This is a genomic window from Vibrio sp. DNB22_10_4, assembly GCF_052879755.1.
In genome coordinates this window covers 864,331-883,277 of sequence record NZ_JBNNXW010000001.1, presented here as the reverse complement: position 1 = coordinate 883,277, position 18,947 = coordinate 864,331, and the positions used below count along the sequence as shown (strand labels likewise).

The following is an 18,947-nucleotide window of genomic DNA, read 5'->3' as shown; positions in this document are numbered from 1 at the left end:
GTGAGACAATGAGGTACCCATGTAACGCAAAATTTGTTGATATTTGTTATCTCAAATAACTTTTACTAAGGTAACCTAGGATTAACAGGACATGAATGAGTAAAAGGTCTAACACATTTTGGAGCAAAGGCGTGTTTGCTATAGTCAGTTCACATAAATCTCTGCTAAGTGAACTGACAATCTTTATTGGAATCGATCAAACTTTATTGTCTTCCGATATCCAACGATCTTCGCATCTCGCCAATAATTTCTAGCGTATCTATCGTCGCTTGCATCGGATGCTTGTCACTCTCAACTTTGCCAAGTTGCAAACACGCATTCGCTTCAGCAATTTGGTATTCAAACCCTGCGCCTGCATGAGGTATTTCAAACACTTCACTGCCACTATCCGTCGTCAGTGTGGCTTTTTCAGCGCCAAAGAATGGCTCCGCTATTTCAATTCGCCCATGTTCACCAAAGATCGACATTGTATTTGGAGTCGTCACGTTAAAGCTGCAGGTAAAAGTGGCGCATTTGTCGTTCTCGTACTCTAATACGGCAGAGACACTCTCCTCAACTCCTGTCTCACCGACGACACCTGAAACCTGCCATTGTGTCGGCAGTTGGTCAAATACGTAGTTCGACAATGCGATGTTATAGATGCCAATATCATGCAGCGCTCCCCCACCCTGAGCGGGATCGAATAGGCGATCGCCATAGTTGCGCTCCGCTTTGAAACAGAAGTTGGATTGAACCAGTTTGACTTCGCCAATCTTTAACTTCCAGCGCTGTATTTGCTCCCAAACCGGCAAAAACTTCGACCAAAACGCTTCCATAATAAACACGCCCTGCTCTTTCGACACTCGCTGCAAATGGCGAGATTGCTCAGCGGTCATTGTCAGCGCTTTTTCGCACATCACAGCCTTTCCAGCATTCAAGCACATTAAGGCTTGCTCGTAGTGAAAGGCATGAGGTGTCGCAATGTAGATGATGTCAACTTCTGGGTCTTGTGTTAGTGCTTGATAGCCTGAATAGATGGTTTCAATCTGATACTCACTGGCAAACTGCATAGCGCGCAGCTCGTTTCTACTCGCGACTGCGTGAATGACAGCACCATCAGTAACGGCAATACCTTTGGCAAAGTTATGGGCAATCCTTCCTGGCCCCATCACACCCCATTTGATCACAAATGCGTTCCTTACTTCCTAGATAAATTATTGACTAACGGTGTTGGCCACTTTAGCAATTTGATTTCGCAGCCATTGATGTGCGGAATCAGAATTTCGGCTTGGGTGCCACACCATACTTAGCCCATGTTCAGAGGCGCCAAATGGCATTGGTAACGCTTTGACGTTCAAACCTTGTGAGAACTTAGTAAACGTCGAATGGGTGACAAGGCCAATGGCTTCCGTTCGACTGATCACGGGGAGCATGTCAACTTCACCGGGCGCACGATACACTATTTTTCGTTTACCAAACTCTGGAAAGTCTTTTTCACTAAAGAAACTTTGACGAGTCTGCCAACGAGACATAACGACGTGTTGCTCGGCCAAATATTCGTCCGTTGTTATTGTCTCGCCAGTTAGTCTGGGATGATCATTGGCAGCAACCACATAGAGCTTCTCTTTGAAGATCTCTTTGGTTTTTAGTGTAGTCACATCAGAACGCGTTCTATCAATGACTAAATCATAACGTTGCAATCGCAGATCGGACTCATGATCTTCGGTAAATAGCGGGTGAACTTCCAGCGACACCTTAGGTGCAATTTTGGCAAATCTTACTAACAGTTCAGGCAACACGGCATAGTTCGCGGCAGAAACAGAAGCAATAGAAAACGTCTTGGTTGACGTTTTAGGATTAAAGTCTCGGGAAGCCTCTAGGGTTGAATTGAAGTTTTTAAGCGACGTAGCCAATGCTGGATAGATGTCATTGGCAAACGTCGTCGGCTCTACGCCACTGGCATTGCGATGAAACAAGGAGTCTTCATATATCTCTCGTAATCGCTTGAGTGCCTTACTTACCGCAGGCTGACTAATACCTAAACGTGTCGCGGCACTGGATAGACTCTGCTCTTCATAGATGGCTACAAAGACTGGGATAAGGTTGAGCTCGGTGTTTTTCATTATTACCTTTATATCACCTGCAAAGGCTTAGCTCGGTTTTCGCCACCTATCTAAACCTTTTAGTACGAATTGACTCTCGCTTTTTCTCGAAGCGCTATGTTCTAGAAAACTAGACTTTGGAGCACCGGGCTTTGGTGAGTCGTGCTTTAAGTAACTCGGCTTCGTGTCCTTTAGTTGACGCCACATCCAACGACTTTGCGAGGCATCTAACCTATCATCTTGCACCTCTTGACTGGCTTGTTGCCAAGAAGCATCGCTGCGCATTTTTTTGAGTTCGACTTCACCACTTACTTGGCGGCCTTTTCTGTAAATCAAACGCCTAACACTCGACCAATCACGATGACGAATCTCTTGAGCCAACTCCCACCAAGGTGGTGTCGGGTGAGTTTTAAAGAATCGATAAGTCAATCTCAAAACCAGTAACAGCGCTAAGGCGATAATCGAAAGTATAACGAATTCAGTTTTATACGTATTGAAAAGTGAACGCCAAGTGTGAGCAACCCGCACTTTTTTAGCTTCCAAAGTCACAGTCTGTACAGATTGCGTTTCGACATCCCACCAGCGAACGACTTGCTCTGGAAAAACCACCTCGCCGCCTGTGGTAACAATGTAAGTGACCTCATCGACACGTTTTGATTTGTATACGCCGCGCGTTTGGCTGTCTGATAAAACACTGGGTTTCGGGTACGCTTTCACGCCAGCAATGCTGTCATCACTCAGTGGCGGCAACATAATAGAGAGTGTATCGTCAGCTTCAACTTCGAGAGTCCTTACAATACTGTCTCCTGCATGCAGTTCTTCGGACGATGCACTCCAAGATTCCTGCACTTTGACATCATTGGCAGAGAACCAGGCTTCGTCTTGAGTAAACGACGCATCCGGAAGATAAGTAAACAGTGACATCGGTTCGGTATACAGTGTCCCAGAGACATTTGAACCATCCGGAGCCGATACTTGAACTCTAACGGGCACTTTGGGTAATCGATATTCTCCACTTTGCTGAGGATATAAGGTTATTTCCCAGCGTTGGCGCGACCATGTCTGACCGTCTTTACGTTCCGTGTAGTTAGTTGCAAGTTGATTGCGCTGCTTCACAATCAAATCCGGCATACCAAAGCCAGAGATACGCGTACCGCCAGTAAACCACCTAGGTGTGGCAACCTCGATATAAAGAATAACTTGCTCGCGTATCGCGGCCGGCTCGGATGCGTTGTCACCTTTGCTAAGCCAAGAGGTTATCTCTACGCCACCTTCTCTTTGCAACTGATTGATAGTCATACTCGCCTGCGCCGAAATCGGGACTAGCAAGACCATCAAGGCCAGAAATAACAGTGAACCCGCTTGAGTAAAGAGTTTCGCTAACTTAACGATGTTCATTGCTGGCTCCCATGCTCACGAAGTTGGATTTGGAATTTGTTTCGCAAAAAGTTTTTCGGGTCTGCTTCCACTTTACGCAGCCATTTATCTGCAAGTTCCTCACTTCCCAATATCTCGTTCGCGTTCAAGGTTTCTTTTAACATCAGCTCTGAGGCGGTATTTTCTTCAGCTCCATCAGCCGTTCTTGGGTTGTCTCCAAGCTCCATCGACTCTTCTGGACCGTCAGTGGTACCCGATTGGCTTTCACTCACTCGATTGATCTCGTCCACGAGCTCACTCATGGCTTGATAGTTTTGTTTTGCCACCGCAGCGATACTCTCATCTTTGGTTTTCTCGATAAGATCTTTATAGAGATTTCGTGCTGCAAGATATTCTCGTTGTCTTGCTAAGGTGTTTCCTAGATAAAGAACCGCTCGTTCATCGCCCTGTACTTGTATAAATTGGGACTGCGCCGAGGCAAAATCGCGTCCATAGTAAAAAGCGATGCCCTTATTCATTGGCTCCTGAAAATGATTTGCCGCTTTGATGAATTCCCCTCGGTTAAAGTACCACTGGCCTTGCTGCTCTGGTGTCAGCCATAAATCCATCCAAGTTTGTGTCGCACTGTCCCAAAGTTCTTCGACGGCCGATTTCGGCTCTGTGATCTGTTCGCTGCTTGCAACAGCGGAAACTGTCTCTGCATGGGCTTGATTTAGGAAAATATTGGGGCTGATTAACGTGGCAAGAATCGCCCATTGAACCAACCAACCTTTTCTAAACCACAGCAACGCCAACAGCATCACTGGAAACACTAGGTAGTATCCCATGTCCCGCCACGGCATCGCCGACTCTCCCGAGATCTGCATATGACGCTCAACATCGGACGCAATACTGTTGATATCGCTATCGTCCGTAGTCAATGCGTAGTAACGACCATCGGTTGCACTGGCCAGTTGCTTCAAACTGTCCCAGTCGGTCGCCGAGCTACTATGAATAGCATCGTTACCCACAGCCAATACCATCACCAATTGATTGGTGTTTTGAAAAGCATCTTGATAGAGTTTGATCCCTTCTTGAGAGACACCATCAGAAACAATCAAAATCGAAGCCGAAGGAAAGTTTTTTAACTGTGATTGAAGCTCAGGTATTGCCGATTGGACACTCTTACCCTGCACTGGAATCACTTCAGGTGTGATCGCATTGAGGAATGGCAAGAAGACTTGATTGTCTTGTGTCATCGGCATCGCAGTATGAGCACTGCCACCGAAAACAATGAGCGACGTTTTGCCCCCTTTTCTCGCTTCCAATAGATCTCGAATCTTGTATTTTGCTCGCTCTAAACGTGAAGGCGGTAGGTCTGTTTGATCCATGGATGTGCTGACATCAAGCACAATGGCAAGCGCCCCTTGGTCCTCGCCAAATGGAGAAGCTTCACGCTCCCATGTGGGCCCTGCGCAAATAACAATAGCAATGCTTAAAATAGCACTAAGCAACTTGAGTGGTAGCTGACTCTTCCAGCCCTGCTCTCCTATGATGAGTGCCTTTTGCAAATGCTCGGGGATAATCGTTTTCCAAGCAGCGGTTGTTTCTCGGCGCCAGCGAAGTAGCAGCAATAATCCCAGCGGAACAAACGCTAATAGCCAGATCGGGCGCATAAAATGAAACTGAGAGAAGAACTGCTCAATAGCCAAACTGCTCATGACTCGCTCTCCTGCTGTTTAGTTTCTGCATTTTGATTCGCTGTGAACAAGGAACGACGTATCGTTGCCGCCGAAAATGCGATTAAATACAGTACAACGACGATCATCATTAGGTATTGGTGAACGGTTTGTTTCGGTCGATACTGTGTGCTTTCGTACAATTTCGGCTCCAGCTCTCCAATGGCTTGATAGGCTTGTTGCAAGGCCTCTTGATCCATCGCCTGAAATGCTTGACCACCTGATGAATTAGCAATGTTTTCTATGGTCTGCATATCAATTGCCTGCTCACCAACGGTTTCTGGATCACCCATCGCAATAACGTGAATCCGTACCTGTTTCGCTGCCGCTACCGTTGCGGCATCTTTGGGCTCAACAAAGCTTCCCGTGTCATTGCCATCGGTTAACACGATCACCACTTTTTCGCGGTCCGCTTCTCCCTGTGATTGCTCGAACACCTTAATCGCGAGGCCAATCGCATCCCCTAGGTGAGTACTTTGCCCTGCCATCGCCACTTCGGTCTGGTTCAATAGCGCAAGCCAAACATCGTGGTCTGCAGTAAATGGGGTTTGCAAATAAGCGGCATCACCAAAAAGAATCAGACCAAGACGGTCTCCATCACGCGTTGCGACAAAATCCTTTAGTACACCTTTTACTGCGTCAAGTCTGGAAATAGCTTGTCCATCCGGTGATAGAAAGTCCATTTCAGACATCGACCCGGAGAGATCGACGGCAACCATAACATCACGACCGAGCTTCTCACGGGTTTGAGGCTCACCTAACACGGTTGGTTTGGTCATTGCGAAAACTAATAATATCCACGATATAACCAAAATAGCCCGTTGCCACCACGACGGGTTTAGCTGGCTTGCGCCCTGCTCAGGCTCTTCCCCAAGAATGTCTAATAGGCTGCGGAAAAACGGTACCTTAATGGCGCTCTGCTTCGTTTTGTACGCAGGCACCAATCGATAAACTAAGATCGGCAGTGGTAGCAGCAGTAGCCATAAAGGATGAGTTAAAGAAAGACTGTCCCAACTCATGACGCCTCTCCCATTGCGCTAGAGATAAGACGCTTGGTTTTGTTCAAGGCTCGCGAAATCGTGCCGCTCAATGACCAATGTTGCTTTAGCCATATTGGTGTCGTATGTGTATCAACCCAAAGACAAACCATGTTGTAAACCTGCTCTGCTTCTTGGTCAGTTAACACTACAGATCGAGTGACCAGAGTTTTCAGCCACTTTTCGCCTAAATCTAGATCCAGTTCGCTCAATAGATTTGCACCTGATGTTTGACCCAAGGTCGATAGCCAAGCTCGGTTAAATTGCTGTGGCTGGTTTGGATACAAATAGTGAAACGTGCTTTTTAGCACGTCGTAGCAAACCAGTGGCATTTCATCGGTGTGGCGATGCATTTCCAATAACTGCTTTGCTTCCTTTCGATAACGCTGCATCTGCTTGTTACAATATGCGAGCGCGAATTTGTAAATGATGAAGGCAACAATCAACAAGGCCAAGACCTGCCAACCCAAGGTTTGAGGAAACCAAGAGATGGCATCAGGATTTGGGACTTCTGACATATTGCGAAGAATATAGGAACTCGGGGCAGCTTGGGTCATGATGTAAAGCCTCCGACAGCTCGTTTGAAGGCATCAATATGCTGGCCATCTGTTGATAGTTCTATCACGGGCAATCGCTTCATAGCCATTAATTGCCCAAGCTTTTCCAGGCGATGATGAGCGTGTGCTTTTAAACCTTGGTTCGCTTTGTCCAATTTGGTTTTTTCCGTCACACTCAGCTGATATTTTCCATCTCCAAACACCAACGAAGCAGAATCTAAAATATCGGCTGGTAAAGCAGCTTCCAATGGGTCGGAAATCACCACACTCAAAATATCATTGTGCTGCTGAAGGTACTTGAGCCTATCCAAATCAAACTCAGTCGCGCCTGACCAGTCACTGATAAACAAAATGGTGGCATTCTTGAGCGCTAGGTTTCCTAGCATTCGAATGGTTGAAGAAAAGTTTGCACGCTCACTATCCTCGCTGGCGATATCCAACGTATGGTTCGCGTCATTCAATCGTTTTAGAGCGTGTAACAAATGATTTTGAGAGCGTTGCGGTTTTAGATATTCAATCTGATTCGATCGGCTAATAATAAAACCGACCCGATCGTTATCTTTTAAAATGCGCCACGCGGACAGTGCTGCGATCTCGCTAGCAACCACAGATTTCATGGTATCGACGGAGGAAAAATACATCCCACTGCGCTGGTCAACACAGAGAATAAAGTTGCGGTCTTTTTCCTCTGTGTAAGTGCGAACATGGGGCTTGCCTGTACGCATGGTGACTTTCCAATCGAGGTTGCGAATATCATCGCCCATTTGATAGTGGCGAAGCTCCTCAAAATTAAGACCACGTCCACGAAAAGGCGAACCATGTCGTCCTGACATTTGCGATTGAGCAACTAAATGTGGCAACAACGAAAACGACTGAACCTGTGATTGCAGTTTAACCAAGCGCTCATACGAGGTGTGGATTCGATGATCATGATTATTAGCGTGTTTAGAAGCCATAGAAGTACCTCGAATGACTTAGCCAATAGCCACAACATCAAGCAAGTGACTAACAACATCTTGCTGCGTCACTTGTTCAGCCAGTGCGTTATAGGACAATGCAATTCTATGGCCAAGTACCATATTGGCAACCGCTCTTACATCATCAGGTTCGACATAATTGCGACCCTGTAACCAAGCATAAGCTCGGCTGCACTTATCTAGAGCAATAGAAGCGCGCGGCGATGAGCCAACAAGAATCCAATCTGCGAGTGACGATTCTGGGTAGCGCTCGGGCTGTCTTGTCGCCATAACAAGGTTAACAATGTAGTTTTCAACCAGTTCTGAAACTTCAATCTCTGGCATTTCACGCCTTGCAGCAAACACGGAATCGGTTGAGATTGTCACTGACTCCGATTCATCCGCTGGCTTCGAGCTGTTAACGCCACCTACTGCGCGCTCCTCATTTCGTACCAACCGAATGATGTCGCGCTCAGCTTCATCTTCTGGGTAATCCACCGTCACTTTCATGATGAAGCGATCCATCTGCGCTTCTGGCAGTGGGTAGGTACCTTCTTGCTCAATCGGGTTTTGCGTTGCCAACACCATAAACAGTTCTGGCAATTTATGGCTATCACCACCCACGGTGACTGTACCTTCCGCCATAGCCTCAAGGAGCGCGGCTTGTACTTTTGCAGGGGCACGGTTGATTTCATCGGCTAAAACGATGCTATTGAAAATCGGACCAGCTTGAAAATGAAGCTGAGGTTTGCCATCTACGTCTTGGTATATCTCAGTACCTGTAACGTCGGAAGGGAGTAGGTCTGGGGTGAACTGAATACGTCCAAAACTGGTATTTAACCGCTCGGCCAGCGACTTAATTGAGCGAGTCTTTGCGGTACCGGGCAAGCCTTCAAGCAAGATGTGGCCGTTGGTAATCAAGCCGACCACCAGCGCTGTTACCACGTGTTGTTGGCCAATCACTGATTTTCCCACTTCTGTCACTAGGCGGTTAAGTTCTGTTTGCGCTTGATTCATGGGTTCACACCTTTTGCTTGCTCGTCTTTGTTTAAATGAATAGACCTCGATAATTGACTTAATACTACTTAGTCACTCTATAACTTTTGGTTATAGAGGTAATGCTTTTTCATTGTTAATAACGTGATTTTAGCTGCTGTATAACTTCTGGTGGTGCCAACTTCGATAACTGGTTGAGACACTGTGCGGCACCTTGGTGCTTATGCTTAAGCATTAAGTCGCACTTAGAAAACAGGTGCTCTGGATTTCTACTCAACTGGTAGGCCTTATCAACCGCTTTGAGTGAGACGTTAACGTCAGCCGTTTCCATTGCTAACCCAAACACAAACCAATACTGGGGATTATTTGCTTCTAGCTGTGTCGCCTTATTAAGCAGTTGGCTAGCCGTGGCTTTGTCGCCTTGACGAAGCTTTGACAACGCTGCGCTGTAATGAATAGCTGCCGATTTTGGTTGATTTTTGATACCAAGCGCGAGTGTTTTATCCGCCGACGCTTCGTCACCCTGCCCTCGATACAGATCGGCAAGATTGATGTAACTGTTTTCAAAATAGGGTTCAATGCTAATCGCCCCTTGGTATTCATTAATAGCAAGCTCCGTCTTGCCTTGGGCGGCATACACATTGCCAAGGTTTGTGCGGCCAAAGCCTCGGTCTGCGTTGTACTGCTGAATACCAATGTATTGTTTTAGCGGTTGTTTCAACTGATCTTTTTGAAGTGGATTTAGCTCGCGCCAATATTGCGCCAACGCGCCGGCCGCTTCTGCTCGAACAGCGAGAACATCGTCATCAAGTAACGGTGAAATGATCTGCCAGCGCTGGTGAGCGGGATAAGGAGCGCTACCCTGAATCGCCCCTATTCGAATCATGGCCTCACTATTTTTAACGGCTCTACCCAGCGCGATTAAGCTATTTTGCCCTTGGTAGTTCGCCATTCTTTGTAATGCAGATGCTCTTACAATCGACGCTTGGTTAATGTCTTGCGCTATATAGGAAAGCGCATCAGCTGCCGATGGGTGACCGATGTCTGCCGCATAAAATGCAATGCCATAGTGTTGACTGTTTTGATAATTCGAATCTGGGAACCACTGTGCCAAAGTTTGAATGGCCCAATCCACCCCCTTATCCTCATGACAAGAAGAGCAAACATTAGGAGTGCCGATGTGTTTACTCATGTCAGGTCTAGGCACATGCCAACTGTGATCACGCCTTGGATCCACCTCCATATAGGTAGTTTCTGGCATATGACAGGTGGTACATTGGCTCGCTTTGCTACCTGCCTCATGGAAGGTGTGTTTTTCTGGTGTATATTCCGAAGCAACGTGGCACTGAGCACAAACTGCCTCTTCCGGAATTTTAAGTTTGGTTGAGTGGGGCTCGTGACAGTTGGTACACGTTACGCCCTTTTGTGCCATGTTAGATTGTTCAAACGAGCCAAAGACATAAACTTCATCATAAATCTGACCATCTGAATGATATAGCTCAGGCGTTAGATTCGAGACTAGGTATCTATCAAATAAATCCCCTTGAACGTGATCGTATTGCTCAGACAGTTGCACTCGGCGACTGTGGCATTGAGCGCACACTTTGACTTGTTGGGTCTCTTGGATTGACTTAGGTTGAAGGGTCGAATTTCCCTCTTGGTAAACCCACTCAGATACCGCTTTGGAGAGATCACGGTCAAACCCATAGTGATTATCTATAGTAAATTGTTTAGGGTTCTTTTGCTTAGACAAGGTGACATGTACACTTGCTGGACCATGGCAGGCCTCACACCCCACCGTGATTTCAGACCAGCTTGACGCGTAGGTATTGGATTCTTTGTCGTAGTTCTTTTCGAGGTTCGTTGAGTGGCAATCGGCACACATAAAGTTCCAGTTTTGCCCTGTATTTGTCCAATAGAACTCATCGCTGCTCGTTGTATCGGGATAAAGGTGATACCAACGTTGACCACCTTGCTCCTTATTTCTAGAGTCCCAGGTAAACGGGATCAATTGAACGCGGCCATCCTCAAATTCAACCATGTATTGTTGAAGCGGATAATGGCCAAATGTGTAGGCAATTTGGTAGTCATAAAACTGACCATCTGGACCTTGGATATTGACCCAGAACTGCTCACCTTTTCTAAAAAACCGATTCTCCTCGCCTTTAAACTCAAACGTGGCGTTGTCGAAGTCTCCTAACACGCTTTGTGAAATAGCGTGATCCATTGCTCGCTCATGATCAGAGCCTTTCCATTGCTCTACTTCTTTCTGGTGACACTCAATGCAAGCGTCACTTCCGACGTAACTCGCTTGCCCACCGCTCGCCATCGACGACTTGGTTTCATTTCCATATGAACTCACGCTTGCCAGCAGTATGATCACAGCGCTAACCACCCGAACCACTACGCCCATCCGACATTCCTTTGCTTGTTTGCAAGTTATTGTTATTTCAATAATAACAATAGTCTAGAATGGACATCCGGCAAGCTTCACCAGCGGATTTACTCACTTTCCACAAAAAAAAGAGAGGCATTTCGCCTCTCTCGTTAATTAATCTGTAATGCTCAGTGTTTCATTACGATATTATGCGTCGTTCAAACCGCAAAGCCTCAACAGGATGCCTTCCAAGTCTTCCCATGGCATCAATTGCGAATCAATAACTTCAATGCGCGATTCATAGCCCTCAAGTGACATCTGATTAACAGATACGACTCGATTCGCGACGTTGAATGCAAAGCAGCCTTTATCGGTATTGACGACTGCTTTGACACGCTCTGCGTTAAGGTCACTGAACAGTGAAAACAGCTCGTCGAAATTGAACTTGTGTTCCTCACCAACAATCCAGCCACAACTAAAATAACCTTGGCCTTGGTTTTCACGGCGGATAAATGGCTTCTCTGGCGGCAGTTCAAATACTGGCTCTAAATCACTATGGTCGTGGTCGTGATGATGAGCATGACCATTTCCCTCTACCGAAGCCTCTCGCCTTTCGAGATCTAGTAGTTCAAGAGGAAGTTGGCCGTTTTTCACCAGTTTATGAAATATCTTAGCGGGTTGCTGATCTGTCACCCAGTCATTGAATACGTCGATATCTTGTGCACTGCACTCATCAACCTTATTGCCGATGATGACTTCTGCCGATGCTAGCTGGTCGTTAAAATTATTGTTTTCAAGATGGCGCTCATCAGACAAATTACGTGGATCTACCAGCGCAATGGTCGCTCTCAAATCAATGTAATTTTGGTATTGTTCTGAGGTTAGCGTTTTAATCACTTGCTTAGGATGACCAAGGCCAGTTGGCTCGATAATCAGGCGATCAGGCTTTTGTCTGAGCAGCGCATTGATACCCACCGACATGGGTACTCCCGCTGTACAACACATACAACCGCCCGGTACCTCTTTAATCATGGCTCCGCCTTCTGCCATCATGGCGCCGTCGATGCCGACTTCACCAAATTCATTGACCAATACAGCCCAATTCTCATGTTGCGGTTTTTCTTTTAATAAATTGAGAATGGCCGTGGTTTTACCTACGCCAAGAAACCCAGTGATGATGTTAGTAGGTACTTGATTTTTCATTGTCTTACTCGATGTCTGTCAATGACCAAAGTATATACCTAACGCACTGAACTATTCTAGCCGCGGTATTGGATCGCCATAACTATAGTAGGGCAGAAACAGTAGTAGGGGCAGAAACAGTTAGGGGAATTTTCGGATTTCTATAGACGACAAAAGGCGCACTTTGCGCGCGCCTTGATCCCTCGTTACTCAATCGTGAGTTTGCGAATCTCTGAACCAAGTCTATCGGCTGAGATATAAAAACGAGGCAGTAGTATGTGTTTCTTAAGTTGCACATCCAAATTGTAGGTAGGGAATGAGATCCTCCATGTTTGTCGAATATGAACCCTACGATTTAACTATGGTACAAAAATGACTTTTTTCAAGCTGAAGACTAAAAATAAGTGGTGCTTTTGAACCTACGTCAAAATGGTCGAGCATTAGTGAAACTTTCCACCAAAGCATAAGAAGTAGTGATAAGTGGAATACTACTTTTCATTCTTGCCACTATTGCCAATTTTGCTAGGTCGTATAATTTTAACCTTGAAGATTCATTCCTCCATACAGGCACTCATCCCTATGACCAAAAGAGAGAAAATAAAACAATCGTTGCTCGCCCGCGTACCAAAAGGAACGATTAATCAGTTTCTCTCTAGCGATAAAACGCCTATCTCGGTATTACTGCTTTCCTGCGTAGTTGGTATCTTGGCCGGGCTCGTCGGTACCTTGTTTGAGATTGGTGTGCACTTTGTCACTGAAACTCGCACTGACTGGCTAAAAGATGAAATCGGTTCTGTACTGCCTCTATGGCTGCTCGCTTTTGTCATTAGCGCATTCTTGGCGTTCATCGGCTATTTTTTGGTGCACAAGTTTGCGCCCGAAGCTGCCGGATCCGGTATTCCCGAAATTGAGGGGGCAATGGACAACATGCGCCCTGTTCGTTGGTGGCGTGTGCTCCCGGTAAAATTCTTCGGCGGCTTAGGTGCCCTGGGTTCCGGAATGGTGTTAGGACGTGAAGGCCCAACGGTTCAAATGGGCGGTAACATTGGTCGTATGGTAACTGACCTTTTCCGAGTTAAAAACGACGATAGTCGACATACCCTTCTCGCCTCTGGCGCAGCCGGTGGTCTTGCAGCCGCTTTCAACGCGCCTCTCGCTGGCATTATGTTTGTTGTGGAAGAAATGCGTCCTCACTTTCGTTACTCGCTTATATCAATCAAAGCGGTACTCATTTCTGCGGTAACCGCTACCATTGTATTCCGCTCCATCAATGGCCAACATGCGGTTATTACAATGCCGCAATATGACTCGCCTGACCTCACTGTCTTATGGTTATTCCTATTGCTCGGTACATTATTTGGTGGCTTTGGGGTCGTGTTCAATCGGCTAGTTACACTGTTTCAGGATATGTTTGTACGTATCCACAAAAACGATCTCAAAAGGTTTCTGTTTACTGGTTCTATGATCGGTGGCAGTTTTGGTTTACTACTTTTATACGTACCTGAACTCACAGGCGGTGGCATTGGCCTAATCCCGGAAATTACCAACGGCAGCTTTAGTGCGGGCATCCTTATTCTTCTGTTTATTGGACGAGTCCTTACCACGCTCATATGCTTTGGTTCTGGGGCTCCTGGGGGAATATTCGCACCTATGTTAGCCCTAGGTACCTCTTTTGGTTATGCGTTTGGTTTAGTCGCACATTCGCTATTTCCTGAGTTGCCTATCGAACCTGGTGTATTTGCTATTGCAGGAATGGGAGCATTATTTGCCGCTACGGTACGTGCCCCTATAACCGGCATTTTGTTGGTGATTGAAATGACCAACAATTACCATCTTATTCTGCCTCTCATCATTACCGGCCTTGGTGCAACGATTGTCGCCCAGATGCTTGGAGGCCAACCAATCTACAGCCAGTTGCTACACAGAACACTAAAAAATGAGAAACTGCGTCAGGAAGATTTGCCGAGAAAAGAAACAAACTAACCTCACAAACTATGGTGATGGTTTCGTCCCTTCAAAAAGCATGTATAATTAGACGGCTAGACTGCTATTTCTAGCTGTCGATTGATATGGATTTTCAAGAGAGCCCGTAGTGACCATCAGCCTTGCTTCATTAAAGCGCCTTACACAGTTTCACAACGTACCGACCTCGCAAGCGTCCCTAGCGCTTGGTATGATTGGTCTTGGTCATGCTTGGGCTTTGTATGTTCCGGAGTTTGGGAAAAAGGTGCAGCCAATTTTAGCCTCCATTGGTGCGCTATTACTTCTGCCGGTACTTATTAAATACCTACTCAATAGACATACCTTTTCTGCAGATATTAAACACCCCCTAACAGGCAGCTTAATGGCGCCAATGAGCATGGCTCTGCTCATTTTATGTGACTATTTGGCCGTTATTCTTCCCTTAATAGCTTATCCACTTTGGTTTGCCGCATTAACCTTGCATGTTTGTATGGCCGTGCTGTTTTTCTATTACCAGTTAAAAAACTTTCGCATGTCGAATATAGTACCAAGCTGGTTTCTATATCCAGTGGGGCTAATTAGCAGTTCACTCGCTGGTACCCAATTTGGCCATACGGTTTACTCAGAAACCATCGCGTCTGTTTGTATCACTATTTACTTTTTTATGCTGCCACTGGTGCTTTATCGATTGGTATTTGAGGGTATGCTACCCAAACGTGCGAGGCCTACACTGGCGATCATGGCAGCGCCGATCAACCTCACATTATCTGCATACTTGGTTAACTTTTCCGAGCCCGATCCTATACTCACAGGTGCGCTTGCAGGGATAGCAATAACCATGACGCTACTCATCTATCTTTGCTACATTCGATTATTACGTCTGAAGTTTCAGCCATCTATTGCCGCTATCACGTTTCCGTCTGTGATCAGCTCTATCGCCATGCATCGCTTAACGACTTTCTTTGAAGCTGAGCATCCTCACTGGCATTGGCTTCATAATTTCGGCTTTTTGGAGCTGTCAGTTGCGTCTTTGGCGGTTGCTTGGGTAACGGTGGGGTTTGTAAAAATGTATTGGCCGGAGCTAGTAAGTAAGCATTGATTTTATTTGATACAAATGTCAGAATTTATAAATATTGACACATTTATCAATCAGTTAGACTCCCAACTGGTATAATCAGAATAAAACTATTCCCACCCAATATAGTTCATTTTGCAACCAGCAACAAATAATAAAATATTCAATAGTGACAGTTATTCTCTAGTCGGCAATAAATAAATGCATCGGCCGACATATGATTCCATTTACATAGAGAATAATTGCTATGCACTTAACAAAGATCAAAAAGACTCTCCCAAGTTTTATTACACAAAAGCATGAGCACTTTATTGCAGATAGGATAAGTTCAAATTCTGAAAACCATCCTGTTGTTTGTGGTGGTCGCCCTTCTGCGACCGATGTTGTGATGCAAACTAACGACTACCTTTGCCTGCACGATCACTCTGAAATCCAACAAGCTCATATTCAAGGGATCCGCGAAACGAACGAAAGCCTCCTGATGTCTGGTGTTTACCTACTTGGAGCAGAAAAAGAAAGCGACTTTGAATCGAAGCTCGCTCGCCATGTTGGCTTCGAAAGCTGTTTAGTGACTCAGTCCGGCTGGACGGCAAACGTGAATTTGCTACAAGCGATTTGTGAAAAAGACACTAATGTTTACGTCGACTTTTTTGCTCACGCTTCTTTGTGGGAGGGCGCCCGTATTGCCGGCGCAAACGTGCACATGTTTATGCACAACAACATCAAGCACCTTAAACGTCAGATATCTAGAAATGGCAGCGGCATCATTCTTGTCGACTCGATATACAGCACTGTGGGTACTGTTGCACCACTCGTTGACTTAGTATCGCTCGCTTACGAATACGACTGTGCTTTGGTCGTTGATGAGTCTCACTCACTTGGTACTCATGGACCAAGAGGAGCCGGACTTGTAGCAGAGCTAGGGCTTACAGAACATGTCGACTACATTACAGCTAGTCTTGCAAAAACATATGCTTATCGCGCAGGGGTGATCTTGGCAAATGAAAAAACAAACTACTGCGTCCCAATGGTTGCCTTCCCTGCCATCTTTAGCTCTACCATGCTACCGTACGAGCTAGCACGGCTCAGCAAGACGCATGATGTGATTGTCAGCTCTGAAAAAAGGAGAATGTCACTCACGGAGAACGCTGAGTATCTAAATAAGCAATTGCGTACAATTGGATTTGATATTCAAAGTAACTCTCAAATTATAGGCCTAGAAACTGGAGAGGTTGAGAATACAATCAAAGTGAGAAACTTCTTCGAAGAGAACGGAGTGTTTGGTTCAGTCTTTGCACCACCAGCCACACCTAATAATAAACATATACTTCGTCTTTCAATAAATGCTAAGCATACCAAGCAGGATCTCGATAGAGTGATCGAGGTATGCCGATTAGCTTGGAACAATGATGATTTGAACTTCGATTAATATGGAATGCGCCTACAGGTTTGTAGGCGCACCTTTAACTTTGAGGATATAGTTGACAGAGTTCGATTATAACCAAGTTGCAACTTTATCGATTAACTCATCCTTCGGTGTAGGTTTGACGATATAATCGTTCATACCACTTTGGTTTATCTGTACCACAGTTTCATCACTTTTATCACCTGTGTAGCCTACAATAGGTATCGACGAATATGGCATGTTGGATTCTCTAATTTTCCTAGTCGCAGACAAACCATCCAAGACTGGCATTTCTACATCCATCAGTATTAAATGCACATCCTCTTGATCCAACACTTGAAGGGCAACCTGGCCATTTTCTGCTTGGATGACGTGCAAGCCTTGCTTCTCCAGCACAATACTCGTAATCGAACGCAATGAGTGATTATCATCGACTATCATTACGGTTTTTTTAGTGGATATTTCATTATATGCTGGCTTAGATTCTTCAGTTTCCAATGAGTCAAATAGTAAAAAATCCAATGTCTCTATAGGTCTTCGAATAAAGTCTTCTCGAGCCTTAAGTACAATATTTACATACCTCTGAAAGTAAAGGTTTCTCGTATTCCCCTCTTCGTTGAGAAATACAATTCTAGCCTCTGTGAACCCCAACTTACCCTCTAGCCTAGACATTAATGACCAACCGCTGCGACTGAACTCACCGTCGATTAGGATCAAGCTGTACTCAAAGTGATGCTCATCTCGATTACATGCATCTTGTAGACTGACAACTTCAACATCCATTTCATTCGTATACTTCAATCGTTCCAACTCAATGGCGACATCAGATGTCTCTTCACCGATAAACAGTACCGTTTTAGCTTTAATAAGCTCTGTTTTAATGCTGCTCACAGCAGGTGAAGAATAATTTGGGAAAAACAGTTCAAATTCAGTCCATTCACCTACTTTAGAGCGACATACAATAGACCCACCAAACGAGCGCATCACTTTTTTACAAAACGATAACCCTAAACCGAACGTGCCATTTTTACCTGTAGTATAAAAGTCGTCAAAAATGTTCTTTATAAGTTCAGGTTCGATCCCAACACCAGTATCTCTAAACAAAACACTGTGTCCATCATCTGTGACTTTTGAACTGATCACTATATTGAACTTACCTACACCTCTATGTCTAAACGAGTTTTTTAGCAGGTTGTAAACCACATACTTTAAAAGTGTATCACTTCCAAAATAATTAAAGTCCTCTCTAATATCAAAGAAAACCAACCTTTTATCCGCCGCATTTTTGTAACTAAAGCTATCTACCGCATTCTCGACAATTGTCTTCGCATTTAGCTTACAAAATGTAGAGGTCGAGACTCTGTTCTGGTCTATTGAAGTCAACAACAAGTCGATGGTCTCGTTGCCCGTCCAGATTGCTTTCATCGAGTCATCAATAATATCGTTGAGTATTTGAATTTCTTGGGCGTTCAATTGAAATGTATTTCTATAAGAAGAATTTCCGCTTGGTATGATACTCTTAATAACCTCAAAAGATGATAACAATGCACTCAATGGGTTTCTCATTTCATGCGCAATGCCAGCACCAAAAGACCTTGCGACGGTAAACTTGGCTTCATGTTCAGTCTGGTTTCTAAAATAGAACAAATTGCCAAACAAATAAGTAAAGCCAAAAATCGGAAAATAGACTAAATGCTCAAAAACTTCGATCCCGTTTGGTAAGTTAAAATGTGCTAGAAGAGCTGCAAAAAGTACACATAAAAGCGCTTGCAACATCATAACACGAGTGTCATACACCAAAAGAATATGAAGGAAAATAGATGACATAAAGGATAATACCCAGACATCATTCCATCCGTTCATAAACATCATGTAAGAAAAGAAAAACGGCAAGCAAAAACCGATTGATATTAGATAGTAATAAGGAACCAACTTTTTAAGCCGACTGCTCATCACACCACGGAAAGCCAACACGAAGACCAACAGTGAGCAAACTAACCTCAACCACAAGTTTTCATACGGCTGCGGGTATAGCGTATCCCATACCCAGAAGTAAAAGGGGTAACCAAGCCCACCCATAACAACTACCAAAGTCGTATTCGGCTCAGCATAACTATAGATTTTTTGAATTCTGTTCATTTTAACCTAGCCCAACTATAAGAACAGTTTGCCACGACGTTTTATTCTAGCTTTGTGGTGCGCCTGAGGCCTAACTAGCTAATTT

At 45.1% G+C, this 18,947-nt stretch carries 13 protein-coding genes and 2 pseudogenes; 3 read left to right on the top strand and 12 right to left on the bottom strand.

The features are described 5' to 3' along the window. Positions 1–203: 203 nt before the first annotated feature. The 11 genes and pseudogenes from ACVA6Q_RS03775 to ACVA6Q_RS03725 all read right to left on the bottom strand — a co-directional run bounded on the left by ACVA6Q_RS03775 (position 204) and on the right by ACVA6Q_RS03725 (position 12,302). A complete protein-coding gene (locus ACVA6Q_RS03775; protein ID WP_446646575.1) occupies positions 204–1,166 on the bottom strand; it encodes a Gfo/Idh/MocA family protein in 963 nt (320 codons plus the stop codon). 27 nt (positions 1,167–1,193) lie between these two features. Continuing rightward, the gene (locus ACVA6Q_RS03770; RefSeq protein ID WP_353499492.1) at positions 1,194–2,102 is read right to left on the bottom strand and encodes a LysR family transcriptional regulator; all 909 of its coding nucleotides are present in this window, start codon (positions 2,100–2,102) and stop codon (positions 1,194–1,196) included. A gap of 27 nt (positions 2,103–2,129) precedes the next feature. After that, positions 2,130–3,479, bottom strand: coding sequence for a BatD family protein (locus tag ACVA6Q_RS03765; RefSeq protein ID WP_446646574.1), 1,350 nt, complete (start codon positions 3,477–3,479; stop codon positions 2,130–2,132). After that, positions 3,476–5,158: a vWA domain-containing protein gene (locus ACVA6Q_RS03760; protein WP_446646573.1), complete on the bottom strand. Its 1,683-nt coding sequence runs from the start codon at positions 5,156–5,158 to the stop codon at positions 3,476–3,478. Before ACVA6Q_RS03760 ends, ACVA6Q_RS03765 begins: the two co-directional genes overlap by 4 nt. Beyond that, on the bottom strand, positions 5,155–6,195 hold the full coding sequence (locus ACVA6Q_RS03755) for a VWA domain-containing protein (protein ID WP_446646572.1): 1,041 nt from the start codon (positions 6,193–6,195) through the stop codon (positions 5,155–5,157). Before ACVA6Q_RS03755 ends, ACVA6Q_RS03760 begins: the two co-directional genes overlap by 4 nt. Beyond that, a complete protein-coding gene (locus ACVA6Q_RS03750; protein WP_446646571.1) occupies positions 6,192–6,770 on the bottom strand; it encodes a DUF4381 domain-containing protein in 579 nt (192 codons plus the stop codon). Before ACVA6Q_RS03750 ends, ACVA6Q_RS03755 begins: the two co-directional genes overlap by 4 nt. Next, positions 6,767–7,726, bottom strand: a complete 960-nt coding sequence (locus ACVA6Q_RS03745; RefSeq protein ID WP_446646570.1) for a DUF58 domain-containing protein — start codon at positions 7,724–7,726, stop codon at positions 6,767–6,769. Before ACVA6Q_RS03745 ends, ACVA6Q_RS03750 begins: the two co-directional genes overlap by 4 nt. An 18-nt stretch (positions 7,727–7,744) precedes the next feature. Next, positions 7,745–8,092, bottom strand: a pseudogene (locus ACVA6Q_RS03740) (AAA family ATPase); the annotation flags it as partial. A gap of 65 nt (positions 8,093–8,157) precedes the next feature. After that, positions 8,158–8,743: pseudogene (locus tag ACVA6Q_RS03735) on the bottom strand (AAA family ATPase); the annotation flags it as partial. A gap of 115 nt (positions 8,744–8,858) precedes the next feature. Then, positions 8,859–11,135 (bottom strand): multiheme c-type cytochrome, encoded by a 2,277-nt coding sequence (locus tag ACVA6Q_RS03730; protein ID WP_446646569.1) that lies wholly within the window; start codon positions 11,133–11,135, stop codon positions 8,859–8,861. A gap of 171 nt (positions 11,136–11,306) precedes the next feature. Beyond that, positions 11,307–12,302: a CobW family GTP-binding protein gene (locus ACVA6Q_RS03725; RefSeq protein ID WP_446646568.1), complete on the bottom strand. Its 996-nt coding sequence runs from the start codon at positions 12,300–12,302 to the stop codon at positions 11,307–11,309. Between the two features lie 558 nt (positions 12,303–12,860). Here ACVA6Q_RS03725 and clcA point away from each other — a divergent pair. The 3 genes from clcA to cqsA all read left to right on the top strand — a co-directional run bounded on the left by clcA (position 12,861) and on the right by cqsA (position 16,747). Further along, positions 12,861–14,264 (top strand): H(+)/Cl(-) exchange transporter ClcA, encoded by a 1,404-nt coding sequence (clcA, locus tag ACVA6Q_RS03720; protein WP_353499501.1) that lies wholly within the window; start codon positions 12,861–12,863, stop codon positions 14,262–14,264. A 115-nt stretch (positions 14,265–14,379) separates the two neighbouring features. Continuing rightward, positions 14,380–15,342 carry a TDT family transporter gene (locus ACVA6Q_RS03715; RefSeq protein ID WP_446647175.1) on the top strand — a complete coding sequence of 321 codons (963 nt, stop codon included), beginning with the start codon at positions 14,380–14,382 and terminating at the stop codon, positions 15,340–15,342. Positions 15,343–15,565: 223 nt separating this feature from the next. Beyond that, complete coding sequence (gene cqsA / locus ACVA6Q_RS03710) at positions 15,566–16,747, top strand: alpha-hydroxyketone-type quorum-sensing autoinducer synthase (RefSeq protein ID WP_446646567.1); 1,182 nt, start codon at positions 15,566–15,568, stop codon at positions 16,745–16,747. 66 nt (positions 16,748–16,813) lie between these two features. Here cqsA and ACVA6Q_RS03705 read toward each other — a convergent pair whose 3' ends face one another. After that, a complete protein-coding gene (locus ACVA6Q_RS03705; protein WP_446646566.1) occupies positions 16,814–18,862 on the bottom strand; it encodes a response regulator in 2,049 nt (682 codons plus the stop codon). Positions 18,863–18,947 lie beyond the last annotated feature (85 nt).

Coding starts and splice junctions, on each gene's coding strand:
- ACVA6Q_RS03760 (WP_446646573.1), bottom strand. CDS start 5,158: ATGAGCAGTTTGGCTATTGAGCAGTTCTTCTCTCAGTTTCATTTTATG.
- cqsA (WP_446646567.1), top strand. CDS start 15,566: ATGCACTTAACAAAGATCAAAAAGACTCTCCCAAGTTTTATTACACAA.
- ACVA6Q_RS03705 (WP_446646566.1), bottom strand. CDS start 18,862: ATGAACAGAATTCAAAAAATCTATAGTTATGCTGAGCCGAATACGACT.
- clcA (WP_353499501.1), top strand. CDS start 12,861: ATGACCAAAAGAGAGAAAATAAAACAATCGTTGCTCGCCCGCGTACCA.
- ACVA6Q_RS03765 (WP_446646574.1), bottom strand. CDS start 3,479: ATGAACATCGTTAAGTTAGCGAAACTCTTTACTCAAGCGGGTTCACTG.
- ACVA6Q_RS03745 (WP_446646570.1), bottom strand. CDS start 7,726: ATGGCTTCTAAACACGCTAATAATCATGATCATCGAATCCACACCTCG.
- ACVA6Q_RS03755 (WP_446646572.1), bottom strand. CDS start 6,195: ATGAGTTGGGACAGTCTTTCTTTAACTCATCCTTTATGGCTACTGCTG.
- ACVA6Q_RS03750 (WP_446646571.1), bottom strand. CDS start 6,770: ATGACCCAAGCTGCCCCGAGTTCCTATATTCTTCGCAATATGTCAGAA.
- ACVA6Q_RS03770 (WP_353499492.1), bottom strand. CDS start 2,102: ATGAAAAACACCGAGCTCAACCTTATCCCAGTCTTTGTAGCCATCTAT.
- ACVA6Q_RS03730 (WP_446646569.1), bottom strand. CDS start 11,135: ATGGGCGTAGTGGTTCGGGTGGTTAGCGCTGTGATCATACTGCTGGCA.
- ACVA6Q_RS03725 (WP_446646568.1), bottom strand. CDS start 12,302: ATGAAAAATCAAGTACCTACTAACATCATCACTGGGTTTCTTGGCGTA.